This is a genomic window from Streptomyces sp. NPDC043427 (assembly GCF_056436655.1).
This window is the reverse complement of the sequence record NZ_JBWKCC010000018.1, coordinates 143,536-167,554: the sequence shown is the minus strand read 5'-3', so window position 1 is coordinate 167,554 and position 24,019 is coordinate 143,536. Positions and strand designations below refer to the sequence as shown.

The 24,019-nt window shown below is 72.2% G+C and carries 22 protein-coding genes and 2 pseudogenes; 16 read left to right on the top strand and 8 right to left on the bottom strand.

The genetic code is table 11. The features are described 5' to 3' along the window. Positions 1-198: 198 nt before the first annotated feature. A complete protein-coding gene (locus tag AC067M_RS26905; RefSeq protein WP_478699596.1) occupies positions 199-2,631 on the top strand; it encodes a SpoIIE family protein phosphatase in 2,433 nt (810 codons plus the stop codon). Between the two features lie 151 nt (positions 2,632-2,782). Here the strand turns inward: AC067M_RS26905 and AC067M_RS26900 are convergent. From AC067M_RS26900 to AC067M_RS26885, 4 genes and pseudogenes are all read right to left on the bottom strand, one after another. Beyond that, positions 2,783-2,925 (bottom strand): annotated as a pseudogene (locus AC067M_RS26900) (NAD-dependent dehydratase); the annotation flags it as partial. Positions 2,926-2,968: 43 nt separating this feature from the next. Further along, the gene (locus tag AC067M_RS26895; protein ID WP_478699595.1) at positions 2,969-3,199 is read right to left on the bottom strand and encodes a hypothetical protein; all 231 of its coding nucleotides are present in this window, start codon (positions 3,197-3,199) and stop codon (positions 2,969-2,971) included. An 88-nt stretch (positions 3,200-3,287) separates the two neighbouring features. Then, positions 3,288-3,736 (bottom strand): annotated as a pseudogene (locus tag AC067M_RS26890) (NAD(P)-dependent oxidoreductase); the annotation flags it as partial. Further along, positions 3,664-4,329 (bottom strand): hypothetical protein, encoded by a 666-nt coding sequence (locus tag AC067M_RS26885; protein ID WP_478699594.1) that lies wholly within the window; start codon positions 4,327-4,329, stop codon positions 3,664-3,666. The gene AC067M_RS26885 and the pseudogene AC067M_RS26890, both read right to left, overlap by 73 nt. Positions 4,330-4,672: 343 nt before the next feature. On the opposite strand from AC067M_RS26885, the gene hisC reads away from it, so the two are divergent. Continuing rightward, positions 4,673-5,719: a histidinol-phosphate transaminase gene (gene hisC / locus AC067M_RS26880; RefSeq protein ID WP_478699593.1), complete on the top strand. Its 1,047-nt coding sequence runs from the start codon at positions 4,673-4,675 to the stop codon at positions 5,717-5,719. Between the two features lie 5 nt (positions 5,720-5,724). Further along, positions 5,725-7,581 carry an aldehyde dehydrogenase family protein gene (locus AC067M_RS26875; RefSeq protein WP_478699592.1) on the top strand — a complete coding sequence of 619 codons (1,857 nt, stop codon included), beginning with the start codon at positions 5,725-5,727 and terminating at the stop codon, positions 7,579-7,581. Positions 7,582-7,680: 99 nt separating this feature from the next. Here the strand turns inward: AC067M_RS26875 and AC067M_RS26870 are convergent, their stop codons facing one another. Then, on the bottom strand, positions 7,681-8,181 hold the full coding sequence (locus AC067M_RS26870; RefSeq protein ID WP_478699591.1) for an Lrp/AsnC family transcriptional regulator: 501 nt from the start codon (positions 8,179-8,181) through the stop codon (positions 7,681-7,683). A 120-nt stretch (positions 8,182-8,301) separates the two neighbouring features. Here AC067M_RS26870 and pdhA point away from each other — a divergent pair, with 120 nt between their 5' ends. The 13 genes from pdhA (at position 8,302) to paaE (ending at position 21,360) form a co-directional block, all read left to right on the top strand. Next, positions 8,302-9,438, top strand: a complete 1,137-nt coding sequence (gene pdhA, locus AC067M_RS26865; RefSeq protein ID WP_478699590.1) for a pyruvate dehydrogenase (acetyl-transferring) E1 component subunit alpha — start codon at positions 8,302-8,304, stop codon at positions 9,436-9,438. 5 nt (positions 9,439-9,443) lie between these two features. Further along, the gene (locus AC067M_RS26860; protein ID WP_478699589.1) at positions 9,444-10,463 is read left to right on the top strand and encodes an alpha-ketoacid dehydrogenase subunit beta; all 1,020 of its coding nucleotides are present in this window, start codon (positions 9,444-9,446) and stop codon (positions 10,461-10,463) included. Continuing rightward, entirely contained in the window at positions 10,460-12,052 is a 1,593-nt protein-coding gene (locus AC067M_RS26855) for a dihydrolipoamide acetyltransferase family protein (RefSeq protein ID WP_478699588.1), read from the top strand. Before AC067M_RS26860 ends, AC067M_RS26855 begins: the two co-directional genes overlap by 4 nt. 78 nt (positions 12,053-12,130) lie before the next feature. Further along, positions 12,131-13,843, top strand: coding sequence for a phenylacetic acid degradation protein PaaN (gene paaN, locus AC067M_RS26850; protein ID WP_478699587.1), 1,713 nt, complete (start codon positions 12,131-12,133; stop codon positions 13,841-13,843). After that, positions 13,836-15,017: a thiolase family protein gene (locus AC067M_RS26845; protein WP_478699586.1), complete on the top strand. Its 1,182-nt coding sequence runs from the start codon at positions 13,836-13,838 to the stop codon at positions 15,015-15,017. Before paaN ends, AC067M_RS26845 begins: the two co-directional genes overlap by 8 nt. Next, complete coding sequence (locus AC067M_RS26840) at positions 15,014-15,793, top strand: enoyl-CoA hydratase/isomerase family protein (protein ID WP_478699585.1); 780 nt, start codon at positions 15,014-15,016, stop codon at positions 15,791-15,793. Before AC067M_RS26845 ends, AC067M_RS26840 begins: the two co-directional genes overlap by 4 nt. Further along, positions 15,790-16,659, top strand: coding sequence for a 3-hydroxyacyl-CoA dehydrogenase family protein (locus AC067M_RS26835; RefSeq protein WP_478699584.1), 870 nt, complete (start codon positions 15,790-15,792; stop codon positions 16,657-16,659). The genes AC067M_RS26840 and AC067M_RS26835 overlap by 4 nt, the downstream gene beginning before the upstream one ends. Continuing rightward, entirely contained in the window at positions 16,650-17,495 is an 846-nt protein-coding gene (locus AC067M_RS26830; RefSeq protein WP_478699583.1) for an enoyl-CoA hydratase/isomerase family protein, read from the top strand. Before AC067M_RS26835 ends, AC067M_RS26830 begins: the two co-directional genes overlap by 10 nt. Positions 17,496-17,535: 40 nt before the next feature. Next, entirely contained in the window at positions 17,536-18,510 is a 975-nt protein-coding gene (gene paaA / locus AC067M_RS26825) for a 1,2-phenylacetyl-CoA epoxidase subunit PaaA (protein WP_478699582.1), read from the top strand. After that, positions 18,507-18,833: a 1,2-phenylacetyl-CoA epoxidase subunit PaaB gene (gene paaB / locus AC067M_RS26820; protein ID WP_478699581.1), complete on the top strand. Its 327-nt coding sequence runs from the start codon at positions 18,507-18,509 to the stop codon at positions 18,831-18,833. The genes paaA and paaB overlap by 4 nt, the downstream gene beginning before the upstream one ends. A gap of 9 nt (positions 18,834-18,842) precedes the next feature. Next, positions 18,843-19,709: a 1,2-phenylacetyl-CoA epoxidase subunit PaaC gene (paaC, locus tag AC067M_RS26815; RefSeq protein WP_478699580.1), complete on the top strand. Its 867-nt coding sequence runs from the start codon at positions 18,843-18,845 to the stop codon at positions 19,707-19,709. Continuing rightward, a complete protein-coding gene (gene paaD, locus AC067M_RS26810) occupies positions 19,703-20,245 on the top strand; it encodes a 1,2-phenylacetyl-CoA epoxidase subunit PaaD (protein WP_478699579.1) in 543 nt (180 codons plus the stop codon). The genes paaC and paaD overlap by 7 nt, the downstream gene beginning before the upstream one ends. After that, the gene (gene paaE, locus AC067M_RS26805) at positions 20,245-21,360 is read left to right on the top strand and encodes a 1,2-phenylacetyl-CoA epoxidase subunit PaaE (RefSeq protein WP_478699578.1); all 1,116 of its coding nucleotides are present in this window, start codon (positions 20,245-20,247) and stop codon (positions 21,358-21,360) included. Before paaD ends, paaE begins: the two co-directional genes overlap by 1 nt. Before the next feature lie 119 nt (positions 21,361-21,479). Here the strand turns inward: paaE and AC067M_RS26800 are convergent, their stop codons facing one another. Genes AC067M_RS26800 through AC067M_RS26790 form a run of 3 tightly spaced genes read right to left on the bottom strand, consistent with a single transcriptional unit; the run spans position 21,480 to position 24,018 of the window. Further along, on the bottom strand, positions 21,480-23,333 hold the full coding sequence (locus AC067M_RS26800) for an ABC transporter ATP-binding protein (protein ID WP_478699577.1): 1,854 nt from the start codon (positions 23,331-23,333) through the stop codon (positions 21,480-21,482). After that, complete coding sequence (locus tag AC067M_RS26795; RefSeq protein ID WP_478699576.1) at positions 23,330-23,767, bottom strand: lasso peptide biosynthesis B2 protein; 438 nt, start codon at positions 23,765-23,767, stop codon at positions 23,330-23,332. The genes AC067M_RS26800 and AC067M_RS26795 overlap by 4 nt, the downstream gene beginning before the upstream one ends. Beyond that, a complete protein-coding gene (locus AC067M_RS26790) occupies positions 23,764-24,018 on the bottom strand; it encodes a lasso peptide biosynthesis PqqD family chaperone (protein WP_478699575.1) in 255 nt (84 codons plus the stop codon). Before AC067M_RS26790 ends, AC067M_RS26795 begins: the two co-directional genes overlap by 4 nt. Between the last annotated feature and the right edge of the window lies 1 nt (position 24,019).

Below are 24,019 nucleotides of genomic sequence, written 5' to 3'. Positions count from 1 at the left end.
GCGAGGCGGCGTTCGCGACCGGGCACGTCTCCTTCGCGGTACCTAAGCTGATGGGTGCAGATGGACGAATCCATTCGACAAGTCGAGAACTCTGTGGCACGGACAGCACAGCAGGCGCCCGCTCTGCCCGGCGCACCTGGAGCGGAACGGGCCGAGGGCCTGCCCTTCCACGAACCTGCCCTGGCCGCTGCTCGCGCCATGGCTCAGGGCTCGGCCTCGGTGGCCGCGACGCTCGGCCTGGTGGGCCTGTCCGGCTGGATCCTCGGCAATGACGTCCTGAAGAGCGTGCTGCCAGGCGTTGCCGCGTCCATGAAACCGAACACCGCTGTGGCACTGCTGGCGCTGGGACTCTCCCTGTTCGTGGTGGCCCGCAGGCACGTACGCCCGTGGACGATGGCCGCGGCCCGTGCGGCAGCTGTTCTGGCTGCCCTGATCAGTGGACTCACCACGGTGGAGTACGTGACCGGGGCAAGCCTGGGCATCGATGAACTGCTGTTCAAGGACACCACGCTGCTGGCGACAGGGACGCCCGGACGGATGGCCCCCAACACTGCTGCGGCACTGGTGCTCGGGAGCGTGGCCTCACTGTGTGCGAGCGTGCGCCGGGTGCCCGCCTGGACGAGCCAGGTCGCGGGCCTCGCCATGCTCGGCCTCGGCATGCTCCGGCTCTACGGGTTCGCCTACGACGTGCCCGAGCTGGAGCGGTTCGGGGGCTACACGGGCATGGCACTGCACACCGCGCTGGCTCTGGTGCTGCTGGGCATCGCGACCTTCCTGGCCCGGCCGGACGAAGGACCCGCCGGCCTGCTGATGAACGCGGGCACCACCGGCGCGCTGGGGCGCCGGCTCTTCGCCACCATCCTGGTAGCGCCGCCGGTGCTGGGCTGGGCCGTCCTGGCCGGCCAGGACGCGGGGCTGTACGGCTCGCGTCTGGGCGCGGCGCTGCTGGTATGCGGCCACGTGGCCGTGTTCACCGCGGTCGTCTTCGCCGCCCTGTTCGTCGGCCGCCGTATCGAGGTGGCGCACGCCCGTGCCGAATGGCAGGTACGGCAGAACGAACTGCTGCAGGCGTTCATGGACCACACGCCCGCGGTGGTGTTCATCAAGGACCTGGACGGTCGCTTCCTGGCGGTCAACACGAGGTTCGAGAAGAGCGTGCGCCTGCCCCGCGCACGGATACTGGGCCGCCGCGACCGGGACATCATGCCGCGGCATCTCGCGCGTCAGGCGCGGGCCGCCGACCGTGACATGCTGGCACAGGGCGCCCCCGTGCAGCGGCAGGACTCTCTCGCCGTGCCGGGAGGCCCACGCGACTTTCTCACGACGTTGTTCCCCCTCAGCGATCCGACCGGCACGCCCTACGCCGTGTGCGGCGTCCTCACCGACATCACCGAACGAGTCGCGGCCCAGCGAGAGGTCCTGCGGGCCAACCGACGCTTCCTCGCACTGCTGGAGTCCGCACCCGACGCCACCCTCATCACGGACGGCCACGGCGGCATCGTCATGGCCAACGCACAGGTGGAACCAGTGTTCGGCTACCCGCCGGGCGACCTCGTCGGTACCAAGGTCGACGACCTGGTGCCCGGCCCGCGGCGTCCGGGACACAGTGCTTTGCTCCGTCGGTACCTGCGGCTGCGCGATCCGAAACCGATGATCCTGGACAGGGGCTTGTACGGGCTGCACAGCGACGGCCGTGAGTTCCCCGTCGAGGTCAGCGTCAGCACCTTCCAGGCCCAACAGGAAACGCTGGTGTTCCTGACCGTACGGGACATCACCGAACGAAGGCGGGCGGAGGCGGACCGCGCCGAGCGCTACGAGCAGCATCGACGCATCGCCTACACCCTGCAGCACAGCCTGATGGGCGAGTCGCCCAGCCTGCCGTACCTGCCCAGCGCTCACCGGTATCTGGCGTCCGTCCAGGATCCCGGAGTCGGCGGCGACTGGTTCGACATCATTGCCCTGGACAAGGACCGCACCGGCATTGTCATCGGTGACGTGATGGGCCGGGGGCTGGAGGCGGCGGCCGTCATGGGCCAAATGCGTGCCGCCTCCCACGCTCTGGCCCGCACGGGTGTACCGCCCAGCCTGCTGATGACCGGGCTGGACGCCTTCGTCGGCGACCTGGCGGAGCAGCTCGTCACCTGCTGCTACCTGGTGATCGACCAAAGCGCCCACGAGGTCACCCTGTGCTCGGCCGGACACCTGCCGGTGATCGCACTGCTCCCGGACGGGCCGGCCCGTCGGCTGGGGGCACCGGTCAGCGTGCCTCTGGGTGTCAACGAGTCGTGTGGCGTCGGGGCGCCGTACCAGCAGACGACCCAGCCGCTGCCGCCGGGCAGTACCCTCGCCCTCTACACCGACGGACTGGTCGAGAGGCCGGGCACCGACATCGATACCCAGATCGACATCCTCGCTCAAACCCTCGACGTCGCGCTGAAGAGCACCCCCGCAGATCCGGATGTCCTTGATCGGGCCGCAGCCCGCCTGGTCGGGACCCTCATCCCGGACACGGCCGCCCATGACGATGACGTGACGCTGCTTCTGGTCGGAATCCCTGATCCGGCCGAGCGCACCGCGGGCGCGACCACGAACGATGCTCGAAGCGCAGAGCTGGAAGGCCCCCGTGCCTGATCGCCTTCTCTTCCCGTCCGCCGAGTGGACCCGCGCTTCATGCCACTGCCGGTATGGTCATCCAGCGCCACAATGGGGCGTTCTGGGCGTCGTTGGCGGAGCCGTTCCTGTGAGCGGTCATCGCGCGTGGTCCCGCGGCGGAGCATTGGGGCCGCAATGACACCGCCGAACCGCCCGTGGACCGCGCCCACGCGGCGGCCAGGTGCTCCTGCGCGGGCTTGGTCGTCGCGTACACGTTCCGCGATTCGCCGCCGCGTCCTCGCCGGCCAACCCGGGAGACAGATCCGCCCCACATCGCATGTGTACCGCCCTTCCCCCCAGGGGCACGCGCACCACGTCATGAGTCGACAGCGTCCGGCAGTGGGGCATGCCGACCGGGCAGGCCCGGGGTGCCTGGAATCGGGGTGGGGGCGGGATGTCCGTCCAGCACTGCCTCGACGTTGCGGGCGGCGAGTTCGACCATGGCGGCACGGGTCGCCTCCGTCGCCGAGCCGACGTGTGGCAGTACCACCAGGTGCGGTTCGACGAACAGCGGGTCGGGCGGGTCCGTGCGTGGCTCGCCGGTCATCACGTCCAGCCCTGCCGAGTGCAGGTCCCCGTCGGCGCAGCGCCACCAACAGGGCGTCTTCGTCCACGACTCCGCCGCGTCCAGTGTTGACGAGGGTGGCGGTCGGTTTCATCAGGGCGATTCGGCGACGCCGATCATGCCCCTCGTCTCCGGCGTCAGCGGGGTGTGCACGGACACCACGTCGCTGGTCCGCAGCAGTTCGTCGAACGGCACCCAGCGGGACAGCTCGTTGCGGAACGACACACCTGTGAGTTCACGCAGGTCCAGCTGCGGGCGGCGGCAACCGACGCGGTTCAGCCCGCGTCGGTCCGGCTGTCGTCCTACAGCCCTGTCGACCGCCGGCTCATCCCGTGCGCCTACACGTCCGAAGCGCTGTGGAACCCGTACCGACGGGGCGGGCCGGCATCGTCGTGAGGTCGGCGAGCAGCCGCTTCTTCGGGCCGCTGTCTCGACGTACGCGCCGGTCACGGATGGTCGCTGGGCCACGGGAGCGGCGTGGCGAGAGGGGTGGTCGTGGGCTGCCGGTCCGCGTTGCATTGTTCCGGATCCGGTGGCGGAACCAGCCTGTACGCGCTGATCCGGTCGGTGCCGAACTCCACGTCCGTGGTCGCGGCGGAAGTCACGTGGTCGATGTCCTTGGGCAGTTCGGCCTCGGTCAGGCGCGCGCCCACGTACGCCGCCATGAGGACGCCGGTGCAGGCGCCGCGCTCTGCGGCGGACAGGCCCGGAGGGAAGCCGATGGCCCGGTCCTCGGTTCCGTCGGTGGCCAGCTGGTAGCGCAGCACGGACGTCATGTCCGTGCCCGCTGTCGTGGCGGTGAGCTCCCAGAACTCGACCTGCAGGGTGACCGGTTCGCACAGCGGTCCGCCGTCTTCGGTGTCGCGCGGGCGGATCACGACGGCCGGGTCCTCATCAGCGGCGCTCTCGTCAGCCTTCTCGGTGGCCGTGGCCTCAGGGAACGACGCGGTGGGGCGCAGCCACTGCGCCTGCTGCTTCGCCGACCAGCCGTCGTTCTCGCGGCAGCCGGCGGCTTCCGCGCCGTCGGCCGTTCCCGAGCAGCCGGCCGTCAGCAGTGCGAGAGCCACCACCAGTGACGACAACGACCCGTGTACGAGATGGGTCCTGGACATGGTCTCCCTCGATCGGAGTGGCGAGGCGCGGATACCCCGCGGAGCGTGCGGGGGAGCAGTCTTCGCGGACCGCGCCGACCGCTGGGGTACCGGAAAGGGCCATGTGGCCGACTTGTGATCAGCGGATGCCGCTGTTGTCCGGTGACGTCCGGGCAGTTCGTCTCGTGGCGAGGACCCGGAGACACGGGTGAGGAGACGGGCTGCCGATCAGGAGGCCGGTCTTCGGCGATCAGTCGCCGAATTCTCCGAACAGTTGAGCATTTGTCCTTCACTCCTCACGATTTGCCTGTCAAGTGCCCGGAGGCACGGCCCCGGGCTCCACGGCTTCAGAAGTGAGTCGAGCATGGTGCGCGTCCGTTCGTCCTTGACGCAGTTGCCCGCCTACGTCCCGGGCCGCAAGCTGCCCGGTGCGGCCGCCCTGGCCAGCAACGAATCCCCCTACGGGCTGCTGCCCGGGGTTGCCGCGAGGCTCACGGAGCTGGCCGGCGGTGTGTCGCGGTACCCCGATATGAGCGCCGCCTCGCTCGTCCGGGCCATAGCCGGCCACCACGGGGTCGAGCCGGAGCGGATCGCGGTGGGCGCAGGTTCCTCAGAGGTCTGCGGACAACTGCTGCACTCGGTCGTCGGTCCCGGCGACGAGGTCGTCTTCGGCTGGCGGTCTTTCGAGGCGTACCCGATTCTCACGGCGGTCGCGGGCGGTACGGCGGTGAAGGTCCCGCTGCGTGACCACGCGCTGGACCTCGAGGCCATGGCCGCGGCGATCACCGGCAGGACCCGGCTGGTCTTCGTCTGCAACCCCAACAACCCCACCTCCACCGCGGTCGGCGAGCGGGCGCTGCGCGACTTCGCGGACCGGGTTCCGGACGATGTACTGATCGTCGTCGACGAGGCCTACCGGGAGTACGCCGATCCGGTGCTGGTTCCGGATGCCCTCGGTCTGCTGGGTGACCGGCCGAACGTGGTGGTGCTGCGGACCTTCTCCAAGGCGTACGGCCTGGCGGGGCTGCGGGTCGGCTACTGCGTGGCGCCGCGGGAGATCGCCGCCCATGTACGCAAGACACAGGTGCCGTTCAGCGTCAGTGCTCTCGCCCAGGAGGCCGCCGTCGTCGCTCTCGGAGAGGGAGCGGAGGTCGCCCGGCGGGCCGCTCTCACGGTGGCCGAACGGGAGCGGGTCACCCTGCGGTTGCGTGCTCTCGGCTTCGAAGTTCCCGATTCCCGGGCCAACTTCGTCTGGCTGCCGCTGGCGGACGACAGCGCTGACTTCGCCGTGCACTGCCTCGACGGGAAGGCCGTGGTCCGCCCGTTCCTCGGTGAAGGCGTCCGGGTGACGATCGGTCTGCCTGAGGAGAACGACACCCTGCTCGCACTCGCGGCGAGCTGGAGAGGCTGAAGGCCATGCGCCCCAGTCCCTATGAGCGGCATCGCGAGCTGCTCCAAGAGGTGGTACGAGCCCTCGCGGCCGGTGAATGCCGCCGGCCCTTCACGGAGGCGACCGGGCAGGACGCCGCCGACGCGGGGATGAGATCGACGCGAACGGCGGGGAAGGTCTTCGGCTCCCTGCTGGGACGCCCCTTCGACCTCGACCAGCCCGGAGTGCTCGGCCGGGTGGCCACCGAGGTCTCCCCGTACGGCATAGGCACGTACGGCACACACACAGGCGCAGGCACACACACAGACACAGACACAGGCACAGGCGCAGGCGCAGGCACAGGCATGGGCATCGGCTACCCGCGCTGCGACCCCGCGGCGCTGCTGGGGGCGGCCGCGCGGGCGACGGCCGGATGGCGCGCCGCCGGGCCGTACGAGCGCGCCGGGGTGGCCGTGGAGATGGTGCGTCGGCTGAACACCCGCAGCCACGAGCTGGCCCTCGCGGTGCACCACACCACCGGCCAGCCGCCGGAGGCGGCGTTCCGGGCCGCCGGGCCGCGCGCCCAGGACCGTGCGCTGGAGGCCGTGGCCCATGCCTTCGCCGAGTCTGTGCGCGTTCCTGCGGACCTGCGCTGGGAGAGCACAGGTGGCAGGAGACAGCCACCGGCGATGCGGGGCACGTGCACCCTGGTGCCACGTGGGGTGTCGCTGCTCATCGGCTGCCCCGACTTTCCGCTCTGGAACGGCTACCCGGGCCTGTTCGCCAGCCTGGTCACCGGCAATCCCGTGATCGTGGCGCCGCATCCGCGCTCGGTGCTGCCGCTGGCGATCACTGTGCGTGTCGCTCGGCAGGTGCTCGCGGAGGCCGGCCACTCCCCGGACATCGTGGCCCTGGCGGTGGCGGAACCGGGAGAGCGGCTGCACCGGCGGCTGGCCACGGACCCGTCGGTGCGCATCGTCGACTTCACCGGCTCGGCGCGGTTCGCCGGCTGGCTGGAGCAACACGCCCGCCAGGCCGCCGTGTTCGCCAACCGGACCGGCCTGAACACCGTGATCGTCGACTCCACCGAGGACTACCGGAGTCTGGTGCGCGGCCTCGCCCGTTCCCTGTGCCTGTGCAGCGGAACGCTCCGCACCACACCGCAGAACATCCTGATGCCGACGACGGGCATCACGACCGACGAGGGACACAAGAGCCTCAGGGACTTCGGCGCCGACCTCGGCGAGGCCGTGGACCGGTTGCTCGGGCACCCGGCGCGTGTGGCGCGGCTGCTGGGCGCGATCGCGGGTGACGAGGTGCGGGCGGGACTGGCGCAGGCCGCGCGCCACGGCGCGGTGCTGCACGTGTCCCGGCCCCTGCGCCATCCGGACCATCCCGGCGCCGATCTGCGCAGTCCGCTGCTCGTGCGGCTGGGAGCTCGGGACGAACGGATCTACGCCCGGGAGTGGCCGGGGCCGGTCTCGTTCCTGGTGGGCACCGACTCGACGTCGCACAGCCTGGCGCTCTTCCGCGGCACCGTGGGCCGCCACGGCGCGCTGTACGCCGCCGTGCACTCGACCGACCCGCTGGTACTGGCGGTCGCCGAGGCGGCCGCTCTGGACGCCGGCGTGCATCTGGTGCAGAACCTCGCGGACGACTTCCCCGCCGACCCCTCCTCGGCCGGCGCGGACCTTCCCGCCGCGGGCGCCCACTTCGTCACGGGGCGGTTCCGGGTGGTCCGGTCCCGGCGGCAGGCGGTCACGGTGGCCCCGACTCCGGCTGCGGGGCCTGTCCCTGCCCCTGCCCCAGCCCCGGTGGCAGCCCCTGCCCCGGTTCCGACGGCGGAGCCGGCTCGCGTTCCGGTGCCGGACATCGCCTCCGCCACCGCACTGCTCGACGTCTGAGCGGGCCCGGCGACCACGCCCGAGCTACGCCCCTGCGCCGAGGGCAGCCCGCGCCGCGTCCCCGGCTCGGGGACGGGGCGCATCCCGGGCGCCGGCCGGTCAGGCGGTCCAGTCGGCCCCGCGCCCCCGCACCTCGTCGAAGACCAGCCAGGTGCGGGTCGAGCGCACCCCTGGCACCGACTGGATGCTCTCCAGCACGACCTGGCGCAGCGCGAGGTTGTCCGGTGCGCGGACCAGCACCAGGACGTCGAAGTCGCCCGTCACGAGGGCGACATGCTCGACGTACGGCATGTCGCGCAGCTCGCGCGAGATGTCGCGCCAGGCGTTCTGCTCGATGGTCAGCGTCACGTACGCACTCGTGCCCAGACCCGCCCGCTGCGGGTTCAGCTGCGCGGTGAATCCCGTGATGACCTCCTCGGCCACCAGCCGGCCGATGCGCGTGTACGCGTTGGCCCGCGAGATGTGCACGTCCTCCGCGAGTGCCCGGACCGACACCCGGCCGTCCTTGAGGAGTCGGCTCAGGATCTGCCGGTCGATGTCGTCGAGCGGAACGGCAGATCGTCCGGGCACCGACCCCGGCAGTGAGGTTTCCTCGGACACATTGCCCTCCCGGCGCACTCAGCTCGGCAGTTCATCGCCGGTTCAGCTGACCTATTGAACACATATTCCGTTATGGCGACCATTCTCCTGTCAAGTGTCCAGAGAAAGCGAGTGCCCTCCATGTCCGTGAAGAGCCTCCGACAGACGGTCCAGGGCCTCCTGCCGTCCCTCACGCCGGTGCGGTTCGTGGCCGAGGACGGCACCCCCATGGCCAAGCCGCCGGCCGGATACACCGAGCCCCCGGTCGAGGCCCTCCGCGACGCCTACCGGCGGATGGTCCTGGGACGCCGGTTCGACACCCAGGCGACCGCGCTCACCAAGCAGGGGCGGCTCGCGGTCTACCCGTCCAGTCGGGGCCAGGAGGCCTGCCAGGTCGGTGCCGTGCTCGCGCTGCGCCCGGACGACTGGCTGTTTCCGACCTACCGGGACTCCGTGGCCCTGGTCACCCGCGGCATCGATCCCCTTGAGGTACTGACGCTGCTGCGCGGCGACTGGCACTGCGGCTACGACCCGGCCGCCACCCGCGTTGCCCCCCAGTGCACCCCGCTGGCCACCCAGGTGCTGCACGCCACCGGCATGGCGGAAGCGCTGCGCCGCAACGGCGGAGACGGCGTGGCGATGGCCCTCGCCGGGGACGGGGCCACCAGCGAGGGCGACTTCCACGAGGCGCTGAACTTCGCGGCCGTCTTCCGGGCGCCGGTCGTCTTCTTCGTCCAGAACAACACGTACGCGATCTCCGTGCCGCTGGCCCGGCAGACCGCGGCGCCCGCCCTGGCGTACAAGGGCATCGGCTACGGCGTGCGCTCCGAACAGGTCGACGGCAACGACCTGGTCGCCGTCCTGGCGGTGCTGACCGCGGCCGTCGAGCACGCTCGCGCGGGCAACGGGCCCTTCCTGGTCGAGGCGCACACCTACCGCATGGACGCGCACACCAACGCCGACGACGCCACCCGCTACCGGGACGACGAGGAGGTCGAGCGGTGGAGCGCCGCCGACCCGCTCAGCCGGCTGGAGACGTACCTGCGGGCCCGCGGCGAACTCACCGACGAGGACGTCGCAGCCGTGCGGGAGGAGGCGGAGGCCGTGGCCACCGAGCTGCGCGCGGGCATGAACGCGGAGACCGCCTCCGACCCGCTGGAGCTGTTCGCGCACGTCTACGCCGAGCCGACTCCGCAACTGCGGGAACAGCGCGCCCTGTTGGCGGCCGAGCTGGCCGAGGCCGACGAACCCACCACACTGCAGACTCAGGAGGACTGACGGCCATGGCCAAGGTCACGATGGCGCAGGCGCTGAACACCGCACTGCGCGACGCACTGCGCGAGGACGAGCGCGTACTCGTCTTCGGCGAGGACGTCGGCCCCCTCGGCGGCGTCTTCCGGATCACCGACGGACTGACTCGCGACTTCGGCGAGCAGCGATGCTTCGACACCCCGCTGGCCGAGGCCGGAATCGTCGGACTGGCCGTCGGCATGGCGATGGGCGGTTTCCGGCCCGTGGTGGAGATGCAGTTCGACGCCTTCGCGTACCCGGCCTTCGAGCAGATCGCCTCGCACGTCGCCAAGCTCCGCAACCGCACCCGGGGGCGGCTCTCGCTGCCGATGGTGATCCGCATCCCGTACGCGGGCGGCATCGGCGGAGTCGAGCACCACTGCGACTCCAGCGAGGCGTACTACGCACACACCCCTGGACTGAAGGTCGTCACCCCGGCGACGGCCGAGGACGCGTACTGGCTGCTGCGGGACGCCGTGGCCGATCCCGACCCGGTCGTCTTCCTGGAGCCGAAGAAGCTGTACTGGTCGAGGGAGGACTCCGCCCTGGACCGGCGCGACGCGCTGCCGTTCGGGCGGGCGGCGATCCGGCGGGAGGGCCGCGACGCCACGGTCGTCGCGTACGGGCCGTCGGTTCCGGTGGCCCTGGCGGCCGCGGAAGCCGCAGCGGCCGAGGGAATCGACCTCGAAGTCGTGGATCTGCGGACCGTGGTGCCCTTCGACGACGAGACGGTGACGGCGTCCGTACGCCGGACCGGGCGCTGCCTGGTCGTCCAGGAGGCTCAGGGCTTCGCCGGCGTCGGGGCGGAGGTCGCCGCACGGGTGCAGGAACGCTGCTTCCACTCGCTGGCCGCACCCGTCCTGAGGGTCGCCGGCTTCGACATCCCGTACCCGCCACCGAAGTTGGAGCACGCGCACCTGCCCGGCGTCGACCGCATCCTCGACGCGGTCGACCGCCTCCAGCTCGCCGACGAGCCGGACACCCGGCACCTGGCGAAGGGAGCGGTCGCATGACCACCGCAACGCTCGGGGAGCAGTTGTTCCGGCTGCCCGACCTCGGCGAAGGACTGACCGACGCCGAGATCATCGAATGGAAGGTCGCGGTCGGCGACACGGTGACGATCGACCAGATCGTGGTCGAGGTCGAGACCGCCAAGGCCGCGGTCGAGGTACCCGTCCCGTACGCCGGCACGGTGCTGCGGCTGCATGCGGAGGCGGGCAGTGCCTTGGAGGTGGGGGAGCCGCTGATCACGGTAGGTGCGGACGCCTCCGGCGGTGCCGGCGCCTCCGAGGGGGCCGATGGCTCCGACGGCCCCGGTGGCGGATCCCGTCCCGCGGCCCCCGGGGCCGGTACGGCCGATGGCACCTCCGGTACGGCGCCGGGCGGGCGGGTGCAGGCCGACGCGGCCGCGGAGCGCTGTCGGGAGGAGGAACAGGCCGGTTCCGGCAACGTTCTGATCGGCTACGGCACCGGCCATGGCCCGGCGACTTCACGCCGCCGCCGCCGTCGGCGCGCCGCCGTGGTGGCCACGGGCGAGGCGGCTGAGGGCGCGAGCGCCTCAAGGGCCCGCGCCGCAGCTGCTGACACCGAGGCCCCGATCGGCGTCGGAAACCTGGCGCATGACAGCCGTCCCGCTCCGGTCGCGGCAGCATCGCGGGCCCCGGCTGTCGGCCACGCACCCCGGGTGATCTCCCCCCTCGTACGGCGGATGGCCCGGGACCACGGGGTGGACCTCGCCGCTCTCGCGCCGTCCGGTGCCGCCGGCGTCGTCCTGCGCCGGGACGTGGAGCGGGCCATTGCCCGTGCCGCCCCGCAGGCGCCGCCGACGGAACCCGCCTCCGCACCGGAAACCCCGACGCTGCGTGCCTCGGCGCCCGCTCTCGCACCGCATGAACGCCCCGCCTCCGACGGTCCCGAACGCATCCCGCTGCGCGGAGTCCGTCGCGCCGTCGCGGACAAGCTCTCCCGCAGTCGCACCGAGATCCCCGACGCCACCACCTGGGTCGACGTGGACGCGACCGGGCTGCTCCAGGCCAAGAAGGCCCTTGAGGCCGCCGAACCCGGCCGCCGCATCGGACTGTTGGCCCTGCTGGCCCGCATCTGCGTCGCGGGCCTCGCCCGCTACCCGGAGCTGAACTCCACGGTGGACACCGAGCGGAGGGAGATCGTCCGGTACGGCGAGGTGCACCTCGGCTTCGCCGCCCAGACCGAACGCGGGCTGGTGGTCCCCGTCGTCCGCGACGCTCACCGCATGACGACCGTGCAACTGGCCGCCGAACTGACCCGGTTGACCGGGCTGGCCCGTGACGGAGGCCTGCCGCCGGACCGTCTGACCGGCGGGACCTTCACCCTCAACAACTACGGGGTGTTCGGTGTGGACGGCTCCACACCCATCATCAACCACCCTGAGGCCGCGCTGCTCGGCGCGGGCCGCATCGTGGACAAACCGTGGGTCGTGGACGGCGCCCTCGCGGTGCGCAAGGTCATGCAGCTCTCTCTCAGCTTCGACCACCGGGTCTGCGACGGGGGAGTGGCCGGCGGCTTCCTGCGCCATGTGGCCGACTGCGTGGAGCGACCGGAGATCCTGCTCGCCGGCGTCTGATCCGACCCCGTTCTTCTCCGAATCCGCCCGGTGTCTTCCGCACCCATCCACCTACCGAACGTTCGGCCAGGAGCCCTCGTGTCCACTGACCACCACACCGACTTCTTCGCACACCATGCGGAGCTGCTCCACCATGCGGTGGAGCGTGCCGCCGCCCGCGACCACTGGTCGCCGTACCCGGAAACCCCCAGCACCTCCGTGTACGGAGCCGGGGCACCCGAGCTGGGCAAGGCCGCCTTCCGCGCCCTCCTCGGCCGGCCCTTCCCTCTCCAAGGGCACCCCACCACCGGCACCGTCCCCGCCGCCGAGATCTCCCCCTACGGTTTCCCACTCGGCGTCAGCTACCCCCACCTGGTGCCCGAGGCGGCCGTCGCGACGGCCAAGGCCGCCGCCGTGGCATGGCGCGCGGCGAGCCCGGACACCCGGGCCGGCGTCGCGGCCGAGATCCTGGCCCGGCTGAACGCGGCGAGCTTCGAGATCGCGCACGCCGTGCAGCACACGACCGGCCAGCCGTTCCTGATGGCGTTCCAGGCCGGCGGCCCGCACGCCCAGGACCGCGGTCTCGAAGCTGTGGCGTATGCCTGGCACGAGCAGAGACGCCACCCGGCCACCGCCCGCTGGAGCAAGCCGCAGCGCAGAGGCGGTCCGCTCGTCATGGACAAGACCTTCACCCCCGTCGGACGCGGGGTGGCGGTGCTGATCGCCTGCAACACCTTCCCCACCTGGAACGGCTATCCGGGCCTCTTCGCGAGCCTGGTCACCGGCAACCCGGTGATCGTCAAGCCGCACCGGCGGGCCGTACTGCCGTTGGCGATCACCGTGCGCATCGCCCGCGAGGTCCTGGCGGAGGCGGGATTCGACCCGGACGTGGTGCTGCTCGCCGCCCAGCGCGAGGACGAGCGCACCGCGCCCGCCCTGGCCACCCACCCCGACGTACGCATCGTGGACTTCACCGGCTCCAGCGAATTCGGCGACTGGCTGGAGACCCACGCCCGCCAGGCCGTCGTACACACCGAGAAGTCCGGGCTCAACACCGTCGTCGTCGACTCCACGGACGACTACGCGGGACTCCTGCGGAACCTGGCGTTCTCGCTCTCCCTCTACAGCGGTCAGATGTGCACCACACCGCAGAACATCCTCGTCCCCCGCGACGGCATCCCCACCGACCAAGGCCCGCGCACGGCCGACGAGTTCGCCGCCGACCTGGGCACCGCCCTGGACAAGCTGCTCGACGACCCGGCCCGGGCCGCCGCCACCCTCGGCGCGATCGTGAACGACGGGGTGCTGGAGCGCCTGGCGGAGGCGGCGGCCCTGGACCGCACCGCCCACCCCTCCCGCGAACTGACCCACCCCGACCACCCGGACGCGACAGTCCGCACCCCGCTGGTGGCCCGGCTCGACGCCGAGGCCGACGAGAAGACGTACACCAGTGAGTGGTTCGGGCCGGTCTCCTTCGTCATCGGCACCGACTCCACCGCGCACAGCCTGCGCCTTCTGCACGACACCGTACGGCGGCACGGCGCGCTGACCGCCTTGGTGTACACGACCGACGAGGGCGTACTGGACGCGGCACGGGCGGCCGCGCTGGAGGCGGGTGTGCACCTGTCGGAGAACCTGACCGGCGGCGTCTTCGTCAACCAGTCCGCCGCCTTCAGCGACTTCCACGGCACCGCCGCCAATCCCGCCGCCAACGCCGCCCTCACCGACCCGGCCTTCGTCACCGGCCGCTTCTCGGTGGTCCAGTCCCGCCGCCACGCGCCCGCTCCCACCGAGGAGAACACCGATGCCTGACGAGGTCTATCTGATCGACGGGGCGCGCACCCCGCAGGGCCGTTACGGCGGCGCCCTGGCGTCCGTACGCCCCGACGACCTGGCCACCCTCGTCGTCGGCGAGGCGGTACGGCGCTCCGGCATCCCGGCCGACGCCGTGGACGAGGTGATCCTCGGCGCCGCCAACCAGGCCGGCGAGGACAACCGGGACGTGGCCCGGATGGCGGTGCTGCTGGCCGGACTGCCGCACACCGTGCCCGGATACACCGTCAACCGGCTCTGCGCCTCCGGGCTGACAGCCGTCGCCTCCGCCGCCCACACGATACGGGCGGGGGAGGCAGACCTGGTCGTGGCGGGCGGAGTGGAGTCGATGACCCGCGCCCCCTGGGTGATGGCCAAACCCGGCACACCCTGGGCCCGGCCGGGCGAGGTGCACGACACCTCCATCGGCTGGCGCTTCACCAACCCCCGCTTCCCCGCCACGACCACCCTGTCGATGGGCGAGACGGCGGAGGAGGTCGCCGCTCTCGACGGGGTCACGCGCCTCGACGCGGACGCCTTCGCGCTGCGCAGTCACCGGCGGGCGCTCGCCGCCCAGCGGGCGGGCCGCTTCGCGAGGGAGATCGTCCCGGTGCCGGTGAAGGACGGCGAAGTGACCCAGGACGAGGGACCCCGGCCGTCCACCTCGTTGGAGAAGCTGGGCGCGCTGCGCACCTCCTTCCGCCAGAACGGGATCGTCACCGCGGGCAACTCCTCCCCGTTGTCCGACGGGGCCGCGGCCCTGGTGGTGGCGAGCGGTGCGGCGGTCGAACGGTACGGGCTCACTCCCCGGGCCCGTGTCGTCACCGCCGCCTCGGCCGGGGTCGAGCCCCGCCTGATGGGGCTCGGTCCCGTGCCGGCCACCGCCAAGGCGCTGGACCGGGCCGGCTGGACGGCCGGTGACCTGGACGCGGTCGAGCTGAACGAGGCGTTCGCCGCCCAGGCGTTGGCGGTCGTCCGCCGGCTGAAGCTCGACGAGGACCGCGTCAACGCCGACGGCGGCGCCATCGCCCTCGGCCACCCGCTGGGCTGCTCCGGCGCCCGCATCCTGCTCACCCTGCTCGGCCGCATGGAACGCGAGGACGCCCGCCGCGGACTGGCGACCCTGTGCGTCGGCGTCGGACAGGGCATGGCGATGCTCGTGGAGCGGCCATGAACACGCCCACGAGCACGTCGTACGACACCTTGCTGGTCGAGGAGCACCCGGACCGGGTCCTCGTCACCCTGCACCGGCCCCAGGCCCGCAACGCGATCAACGGCCGCATGGTCGCCGAACTGCACCGTGTGTGCGAGGACTTGGAGCGCGACCCCAAGCTGCTGCTGCTCACCGGCCACGGCGGTGTCTTCGCCGGTGGTGCCGACATCGCCGAACTGCGGCGGCGCGGCCGCGACGAGGCGCTTCAGGGCATCAACAGCCGCCTGTTCGAGCGGGTGCGCAAGCTGCCCATGCCCACCGTGGCCGCCGTGGACGGCTGGGCGCTCGGCGGGGGCGCCGAACTGTCGTACGCCTGCGACCTACGGATCGCCGGACCGTCCGCCGTCTTCGGCAACCCCGAGCCGGGCCTGGGAATCCTGGCCGCCGCCGGGGCCTGTTGGCGGCTCAGAGAGCTGGTCGGAGAGTCGGTGGCCAAGCAGGTCCTGATCGCCGGACGGAACCTCGACGCGTCTGCCGCGCTGGCCTGCGGCCTGGTCATGGACGTCGTACCGGCCGACCGGTTGATCGCCGAAGCGCACGCCCTGCTCGACCGCATGGCCCGGTCCTCAGCACTCGCCCTGCGCCTGACCAAGCTCGTCACCGACGCCCCGGGGGCCCATCCGGTCGCCGACGACCTCGCCCAGGCCGTGCTGTTCGAAGGCCGCGACAAGGAAGAGCGCATGACGCGCTTCCTGAAGAAGAACGAGAAGAGCCGGAAGAACGGAGGCCGGGAATGACCTCGGCATCAGCATCACCACCCGCCGTCGTGGGGGTGATCGGCGGCGGCCGGATGGGTGCCGGGATCGCCCAGTCCTTCGCGGCCGCCGGGTCGTCGGTCGTCGTCGTGGAACACGACGGCGCGGCCGGGGCCATCGCCCGGGACCGGATCGCCGCCGGGCTGCGGCGGGCCGCCGAGCGCGGGGGGCTCGGCGGATCCGCGGCCGGTGACGCATCGGACCGGCTCACCGTCCTGACCTCGATCGCCGGTCTGCCCCACGACGCCGACCTGGTCGTGGAGGCGGTACCGGAGGACGCCGCGCTCAAGGCACGGCTGCTCGCCGCCGCCGAACAGGCCGTGGGGGAGCGGTGCGTGCTCGCCACCAACACCAGCTCCCTTTCGGTCACCGAACTCGCGGCCGCCCTGAAACAGCCGGGACGCTTCCTCGGCATGCACTTCTTCAACCCCGTGCCCGTCTCCGCACTGGTCGAACTGGTCCTCGCCCCCGACACCACCGGGCAGACCCTGACGGCGGCGGTCGGCTGGACGCACGCCCTGGGTAAACAGGAGGTCGTCGTCCAGGACTCGCCGGGGTTCGCCAGCAGCCGCCTCGGTCTCGCCCTCGGCCTGGAGGCGATCCGCATGGTCGAGGAGGGCGTCGCCGACGCGGAGGCCATCGACACGGCCATGCGCCTGGGCTACCGGCACCCGATGGGACCGTTGCGCCTCACCGACGTGGTGGGACTCGACGTGCGGCTGGCCATCGCAGAGCACCTGCACGCGACGCTCGGGGAGCGGTTCGCCCCGCCGGCGTTGCTGCGGGAGAAGGTCGCCCGCGGCGAGCTGGGCCGCAAGACCGGTCAGGGGTTCCACTCATGGCCGTGACCGAGGGGACGATCACCGAGACCCGGGCGGACGGGTGCCCCGCACCGTACGGGGTCGCCTACGACGTCACCGACGCCGTGGCCGTCATCGAGCTGCGCGGACCCGCGAGCGGCAACGCGCTCGACGCCCACATGCGCAGCGCGCTCCTCATGGCGGCACGGCGCCTGACCACGGACGCCGCACGCGGTGTGCGAGCGGCCCTGATCACCGCCCGCGGCAGGCACTTCTGCGTCGGCCAGGATCTCAAGGAGCACGCCCGGCTGCTGAAGACCTCACCCGCCGCGGCCTTCGCGAACATCACCGACGACTACAACCCACTGGTCAAGGAGCTGCACGCACTGCCCATCCCGCTCGTCGTGGCCGTCGAGGGAGCCTGCGTCGGGGCCGGGCTGGGCATCGCCCTCTGCGCCGACGTGCGGGTCGCGGGTGAAGGAGCTCGCTTCGCGACCGCCTTCACGGGCATCGCACTGGCCTCCGACTCCGGCGTCGCCCGTGCCCTCGCCCGTCAGCTCGGCCCCTCGCGGACCGCGGGACTCATGCTCCTGGGCGACCGGTTCTCCGCGCGGGACGCCGAGCGCTGGGGCCTGGTCCACCGCGTCGTGCCGGACGGGTCGGCCACGGCCGAAGGGCTGGCCCTCGCCCGCTCTCTGGCCGACGGACCCACCGCCGCCCACCGGGAGATCAAGGCATTGCTGCGATCCGCGGCCACCACCCCCCTGCCGGCGGCGCTGGAGCGTGAGGCCGTCGTCCAGCGTCGGCTCGGCAGCACCGACGACCACCAGGAGGCGGTCGCTGCCTTCCTCGAACGCCGCAGCCCCGGATTCCGCGGCCACTGATCTCCCCACTCACCCACCACACGACGGGACACCGATCATCATGAGCACATCCACCGGCGCACCTCCCGGGCCCCGGGATCCCGCGTCGGCCTTCGAGGACACCATCGCCCGCGACCAGCGCGTCGAGCCCCGGGACTGGATGCCGGACGGCTACCGCAAGACGCTGATCCGGCAGATCGCCCAGCACGCCCACTCCGAGATCATCGGCATGCAGCCGGAAGGCGAGTGGATCACCCGCGCACCCTCGCTGCGCCGCAAGGCGATCCTCTTCGCCAAGGTGCAGGACGAGGCCGGGCACGGCCTGTATCTGTACTCGGCGGCCGAGACCCTGGGCGCGGACCGCTCGGACATGACCGAGCGGTTGATCGAGGGCCGACAGAAGTACTCGTCGATCTTCAACTACCCGACCCGTACCTTCGCCGACGTCGGTGTGATCGGCTGGTTCGTCGACGGCGCCGCGATCTGCAACCAGGTGCCGCTGTGCCGGAGTTCGTACGGGCCCTACGGACGCGCCATGGTGCGCGTCTGCAAGGAGGAGTCCTTCCACCAGCGGCAAGGGTACGAGCTGCTGCTGACCATGATGCGCGGCACCGACGACCAGCGGGCCATGGTCCAGGACGCGGTGGACCGCTGGTGGTGGCCGTCGCTGATGATGTTCGGCCCGCCCGACGACGACTCGCCCAACTCGGCCCGGTCCATGGCGTGGAAGATCAAGCGGCACACCAACGACCAGCTGCGGCAGCGGTTCGTGGACATGACCGTTCCACAGGCCGAGAAGCTGGGCGTCACCCTGCCCGACCCCGAGCTGCGCTGGAACGAGGAGCGCGGGCACCACGACTTCGGCACCCCCGACTGGGAGGAGCTGAAACGGGTGATCTCCGGCGACGGGCCGTGCAACGCCGAACGGATCGCGCGACGCCGGGCCGCGCACGAGGAGGGCGCCTGGATGCGGGAAGCGGCGGCCGGGCACGCCGCCAAGCAGGCCGCTCGCGTGCGGGAAGGAGCGGCGGCATGAGCGGCACCGGTCAAGTTCCCGCAGCGATCGCGGATCGTGGGCGCGGCCAGTGGCCGCTGTACGAGGTGTTCGTCCGCGGCAAGCGCGGCCTCAACCACGTCCACGTCGGCTCCCTGCGCGCGGCAGACGACCACATGGCCCTCACCCACGCCCGCGACCTGTACACCCGGCGCAACGAGGGCGTGAGCATCTGGGCCGTGCGCTCCGACACCATCGCCGCCTGCGCTCCCGACGAGAAGGACCCCTTCTTCGCGCCCAGCGCGGACAAGGTCTACCGGCACCCCACCTTCTACGACATCCCCGACGACGTCCCCCACATCTAGGAGCAGCGCATGAGCGACGAGGACCTGTACGTCGACCACGACAACGCCCGGTGGGCCTTCGGCACCGGCTTCACCGACCCGCTGCACGGCGCCGACCAGGCCGTCCCGGACGGCGTCGACGCCGGCGATCTGGCGGCCTGCTGTCTGGCGCTGGGCGACGACGCCCTGGTGTCCGCCCAGCGGCTGGCCGAGTGGTGCACCCGTGCCCCGGAGCTGGAAGAGGAGCTGGCGCTCGCCAACATCGGCCTGGACCTGCTCGGCCAGGCGCGTCTGCTGTACGCCAGGACCGGCCGGGCCGACGGCACGGGGCGCGGTGAGGACGCGTACGCCTACTTCCGCGATCCGGTCGACTTCCGCAACGTGCGGCTCGCCGAACTGCCGGGCGGCGACTTCGCGTTCACCGTCGTCCGCCTGCTCGTGCTCTCCACCTGGCGGCTCGCCCTGTTCGAGGAACTGACCGCCGCGCCCGACCCGGTGCTGGCCGGCATCGCCGCGAAAAGCGTCAAGGAGCTCGCCTATCACCGCCACTACGCCGCCGGGTGGACCGTACGGCTCGGCGACGGGACCGAAGAGTCCCGCGCCCGCCTGGAATCCGCCCTGCAGGGCATCGCCCCGTGGCTGAACGAGCTGCTGACCGACCGGACCGCGGAACGACTCGGCGCGGCCCCCGCCGCTGTCGCCGACCGGACTGTGCTGTCGCTCGCCGACGTGTTCGCGAGGAGCGGACTCGAACCGGCCGAGGGCGTGCATCTCCATCCCGCGTCCATGTCCTCGGTCCCCGGCTCCGGCCGGAACGCGGACCACACCGAGCACCTGGCGCCCCTCCTCGCCGAACTGCAGAGTGTCGCCCGCGCACACCCGGACGCGGCATGGTGACCGGGACGGAGGGCTCCGAGCGCCGCGCGGAACAGACGGAACGCGCCCGGCACATCGCCTCCTCGGTCCCCGACCCCGAACTGCCGATGCTGACGCTCTGCGACCTCGGAGTGCTGCGAGGCGTCGAGGTGGAACAGGACGGCACCGTCGTCGTGCGGCTCACCCCGACCTACTCGGGCTGCCCCGCCGTGGCCGAGATGCGCGCGGAGATCGCCACCCGGCTGCGGGCCGCCGGCTTTCCCGCCGTCCGGGTCGTCACGGTGCTCCACCCAGCGTGGACCACCGACCGGATCACCGACGAAGGCCGCCGCAAGCTCGCGGAACACGGCATCGCGCCACCCGGCACGCCGCGGATCCCGGACTCCGCGCCGGGGCGGATCTGGCTGAGTCTGCCCCCCGCCACGGGCGCCGTGCCATGTCCCCGCTGCGCCTCGGCCGACACCGAGGAGATCTCCCGCTTCGCCGCCACCGCCTGCACCGCACTGCGGCGGTGCCGCGCCTGTCTGGAGCCCTTCGCACACGTCAAGGACCTCTGATGACCTACTCCGCACCCCCCGCCGCCGTACGGGCCCGCCGCCGTCCCGTCTTCCACGCCCTGCGCGTCGCCGACGTCGAACCGCTGTGCGCCGACGCAGCCGCCCTCACCTTCGACATCCCCGACCGCCTGGCCGCGGAGTTCGCCTTCCTCCCCGGCCAGTGCCTCACCCTGCGCCGCGAGATCGACGGCCGCGACGAGCGGCGCTCGTACTCCATCTGCGCACCGGCCGGGACACCGCCCCGCATCGGCGTCCGCGTCGTACCCGGCGGGCTGTTCTCCTCCTGGCTCGTACACGGCGTACGCCCCGGGGACACCATCGAAGTCATGGGCCCGGCCGGCGCCTTCACCCCCGACCTCACCGAGGCCGGTCACCTCGGCCACCATGTGCTCGTCGCCGCCGGATCCGGCATCACGCCGATGCTGTCCATCGCCGCGTCCGTCCTCGGCGCGGACGACGCCTCGCGCGTCACCCTCCTGTACGGCAACCGGCGCACCGACACCGTGATGTTCGCCGACGAACTCGCCGACCTGAAGGACCAGTACCCGGCCCGGTTCCAGCTCGCCCACGTCCTGTCCCGCGAACCGCGCGAAGCCGAACTGCTCTCCGGCCGCCTCGCCGCCGACCGGCTCACCGCGCTGATCGACGCACTCGTCGACGTCCGGGACGTCGGCCATTGGTGGCTGTGCGGCCCGCACGGCATGGTCCGCGACGCCCGCGCGATCCTCTCCGGTCTCGGCGTCCCGGCCGACCGCGTCCACCAGGAACTCTTCCACGCGGACGACGAGCCACCCGCGCCGCCCGCGGCCGAACGCGACGACGTCACCTCCGCAGGCCCGACGAGCGAGATCACCGTGGTCCTCGACGGCCGGGCCACCACGTTCTCCGCCCCGCGTCACAGCACCGTCCTCGACGGCGCCCAACAGGCGCGCCCCGACCTGCCGTTCGCCTGCAAGGGCGGAGTCTGCGGCACCTGCCGCGCCCTCGTCACCCACGGCCGGGCCGACATGCGCCGCAACTACGCGCTGGAACCCGCCGAAGTCTCCGCGGGCTACGTCCTCACCTGCCAGACCTTCGCCGCCGCCGACACGCTCACTGTGGACTTCGACAGTTGACGGGAAAGCCGTGGCCGCTGAGGTGTCGGGGAACTTCGAGCACGAGACGCGCGACCACTGTGGCGCGTGGCTTCTGGTGATCCTGCGGATCTCGGTCGGCCGGGCCGGGGACGGCACGTTCAACCGGCCGTCCCCGCTCCGTTGCCGCTCCCGGGCTCCGCGCCCGGCCGGAGCATCTGGCTCGCGGCCAACTCGCGGTAGAGGGCGCTGCCGGCCAGCAACTCCTCGTGGCGTCCGGCGGCGGCGGTGCGGCCGTCGTGCAGGACGACGATGTGGTCGGCGTGCTGCACGGTGGACAGGCGGTGGGCGATGACCAGCAGGGCGCACTCCTGGGCGACGTCTTTCATGACGGTGGTGAGCGCAGATTCATTGATCGCGTCGAGGTGGGAGGTGGGCTCGTCCAGCAGGAGCAACGCGGGGCGGGCCAGCAACGCGCGGGCGAGAGCGATGCGTTGGCGTTCCCCGCCGGAGAGAGTGCTGCCGCGTTCACCGATGACGGCACCCAGGCCGCCGGGCAGCCGGTCGACGACTTCCTCGAGCCGGGCCAGTTCCGTGACGCGCCGGATCTCCGCTTCCGTTGCGTCCGGCACAGCGTAGGCGATGTTGTCGCGCAGGGTGCCGTGGACGACGTGAGTGTTCTGGTCGACGACGGCGATACGTCGGCGGCATGCGTCACGGGTGAGTTCGGCCGCAGGCCGTCCGTCGAAGAGCACGTCTCCCGCGTCCGGCTCATAGAACCTCGCCACCAGGGCGAACACCGTGCTTTTGCCAGCTCCGGACCGACCCACCAACGCGACGTGCTGCCGGTGCGCGACGGCGAACGAGACGCCGCGGAGGACCGGCCTGCCCGGGGCGTAGCCGAAGCGGACGTCGCGCAGGGCGAGGGCGGGCCGCGCGGGGGTTGCGGAGGGCACGGCCGGCCGGGGGGTGCGCGTGCGGGCTCCTGTGATCCGAGGCGCGGTGGGCTCGACAGGCAGCCGGAGCGCCTCGTCGATGCGCTGGTAGGCGCCCATCCCGCGTTGGATGAGGCCCACGGCACGGAAGACGGAGGACAGCGGCAGGACGAGGTACGAGGCGTACAGCAGGAAGGCGACGAGGTCGCCGAGGGAGCCGGCCTGGCCGTTGACGCGCAGGCCACCGACGACCAGGACGATGAGGAAGGAGCCCTGCACGGCGAGTTCGACAGCGGGGCTCATGACAGAAGCGAGCTTCGCGGTGCGTACCCCCGCGCCGTAGGCCGCCTCGACGCGTGCGCCGACGCCCGCCGCCTCGCGCTCCTCGGCGCGGTGCACGCGGACCATCGGCAGGGCACCGAGGGCGCGTTCCAGGTCGGCGGCGATGGCACCGACCGAGTTCTGCATGTGTTCGGACGCGCTTCTGATGCCCGCGAGCAGCGAGGCGACGACCAGGGCCGCCGCGGCCACGGTGACGGCGACCAGGAGCAGCAGCAGGGGGTCGAGCCACGCCATGAGGATGATCGCCCCGGCGGCGACAAGGCTTCCCGTCACCAGATCGACGAGGGCCTGCGACACGACCTCCCGGAGCAGGGTGGTGTCGGCCGTCACCCGGGAGATGAGGTCGCCGCCCCGGTGGCGTTCGTACTCCCTCATCTCCAGCCGGAGCAGCCGCCCCACCAGCCCGTGCCTGAGCTGTCGTACGACACCTTCGCCCATCCGTTCCAGCAGGAAGCGTCCCGCGGCTCCCGTGGCCGCTTCGGTGAGGAACAGCGCGCAGAGAAGTGCCAGCAGCGGCCAGATGACCTGCCCGTGGCCGCTCGCGTCCACGACGTGCTGGGCGACGAGCGGCTGGGCCAGTCCCAGGGCGGATCCCACGAGCGTCAGTACGGTGGCGACCGCGACGGCGCTTCGATGGCCGGCGGTGAGCCGGTACATCGTGGCCACCGCCGCCCGGGTGGACTTGTCACCCCCCGCTACCGCGGCCCGGCCGCCGTTCAGAACCGTCGTGCCGGTCATCGGGCCGTCGGCCGTGGCAGCGGGTCGACGGCCACGAGCCGGGCGAAGTAGCCGTCCGGCACACCCTCGCCGACGGGACGGCCCTCCGCCTCCACCCAGGCGTGCGCGGTGAAGGGCGGCACGACGCGTACGCCGGTGCACCAGGTCGGCCATGTTCCGCCGAGCCGGCACACCAGTGCCGCCCCCAGAGAGCGTGGCAGGCACCCCTTCGGTCCGGCGCAGCGCAGGCTGGCGGCGCACATGGCGTCGCGCGCGTTCTGGGCCTGCGCGGCGGTGGCGGGCGCGGCACCACGCCGCAGGATGCCGAGTACGGTGCGGATGTGGCGGGGCGGCAGAAGAGCGAGGACGACGGCGGGGAGCAGGACGAGGCGGGCGGCCAGGCGCCGGGCCAGGGGGACACCGGCGGGTCGTTCCAGCGCGCTGGGCGTCGTCATGAGGCGAGCCCCGAGCTCCGCAGCTCCCGTACGAGCGTCCTGACGTCCCGCACGGCCTGCGCCTGGTCGATGTCGAACTCCCGGACCAGGGCGGCGGCCGCGTCCGACTCGTCGCCGCCGTCGAGCAGGGTCCGCACGACCAGGGTGGCGGTCGGATTCAACTCCCAGTAGGCACCGGCCCGTTCGTCCAGCAGTACCGTGCCGTAGTCGGTCTCGGCCGTGGAGACGTTGTCACCGAACCGCAGGGGCATG

Excerpts from the sequence above, each read along its gene's own strand:
- AC067M_RS26905 (WP_478699596.1), top strand. The coding sequence starts at position 199 with ATGGCTCAGGGCTCGGCCTCGGTGGCCGCGACGCTCGGCCTGGTGGGC.
- AC067M_RS26860 (WP_478699589.1), top strand. The coding sequence starts at position 9,444 with ATGGCCAAGGTCACGATGGCGCAGGCGCTGAACACCGCACTGCGCGAC.
- pdhA (WP_478699590.1), top strand. The coding sequence starts at position 8,302 with ATGTCCGTGAAGAGCCTCCGACAGACGGTCCAGGGCCTCCTGCCGTCC.
- AC067M_RS26855 (WP_478699588.1), top strand. The coding sequence starts at position 10,460 with ATGACCACCGCAACGCTCGGGGAGCAGTTGTTCCGGCTGCCCGACCTC.
- AC067M_RS26795 (WP_478699576.1), bottom strand. The coding sequence starts at position 23,767 with ATGACGACGCCCAGCGCGCTGGAACGACCCGCCGGTGTCCCCCTGGCC.
- AC067M_RS26845 (WP_478699586.1), top strand. The coding sequence starts at position 13,836 with ATGCCTGACGAGGTCTATCTGATCGACGGGGCGCGCACCCCGCAGGGC.
- AC067M_RS26800 (WP_478699577.1), bottom strand. The coding sequence starts at position 23,333 with ATGACCGGCACGACGGTTCTGAACGGCGGCCGGGCCGCGGTAGCGGGG.
- paaA (WP_478699582.1), top strand. The coding sequence starts at position 17,536 with ATGAGCACATCCACCGGCGCACCTCCCGGGCCCCGGGATCCCGCGTCG.
- paaD (WP_478699579.1), top strand. The coding sequence starts at position 19,703 with ATGGTGACCGGGACGGAGGGCTCCGAGCGCCGCGCGGAACAGACGGAA.
- AC067M_RS26895 (WP_478699595.1), bottom strand. The coding sequence starts at position 3,199 with ATGACCGGCGAGCCACGCACGGACCCGCCCGACCCGCTGTTCGTCGAA.
- AC067M_RS26840 (WP_478699585.1), top strand. The coding sequence starts at position 15,014 with ATGAACACGCCCACGAGCACGTCGTACGACACCTTGCTGGTCGAGGAG.
- AC067M_RS26835 (WP_478699584.1), top strand. The coding sequence starts at position 15,790 with ATGACCTCGGCATCAGCATCACCACCCGCCGTCGTGGGGGTGATCGGC.
- AC067M_RS26830 (WP_478699583.1), top strand. The coding sequence starts at position 16,650 with ATGGCCGTGACCGAGGGGACGATCACCGAGACCCGGGCGGACGGGTGC.
- hisC (WP_478699593.1), top strand. The coding sequence starts at position 4,673 with ATGGTGCGCGTCCGTTCGTCCTTGACGCAGTTGCCCGCCTACGTCCCG.
- AC067M_RS26875 (WP_478699592.1), top strand. The coding sequence starts at position 5,725 with ATGCGCCCCAGTCCCTATGAGCGGCATCGCGAGCTGCTCCAAGAGGTG.
- paaC (WP_478699580.1), top strand. The coding sequence starts at position 18,843 with ATGAGCGACGAGGACCTGTACGTCGACCACGACAACGCCCGGTGGGCC.
- AC067M_RS26885 (WP_478699594.1), bottom strand. The coding sequence starts at position 4,329 with ATGTCCAGGACCCATCTCGTACACGGGTCGTTGTCGTCACTGGTGGTG.
- paaE (WP_478699578.1), top strand. The coding sequence starts at position 20,245 with ATGACCTACTCCGCACCCCCCGCCGCCGTACGGGCCCGCCGCCGTCCC.
- paaB (WP_478699581.1), top strand. The coding sequence starts at position 18,507 with ATGAGCGGCACCGGTCAAGTTCCCGCAGCGATCGCGGATCGTGGGCGC.
- AC067M_RS26790 (WP_478699575.1), bottom strand. The coding sequence starts at position 24,018 with ATGCCCCTGCGGTTCGGTGACAACGTCTCCACGGCCGAGACCGACTAC.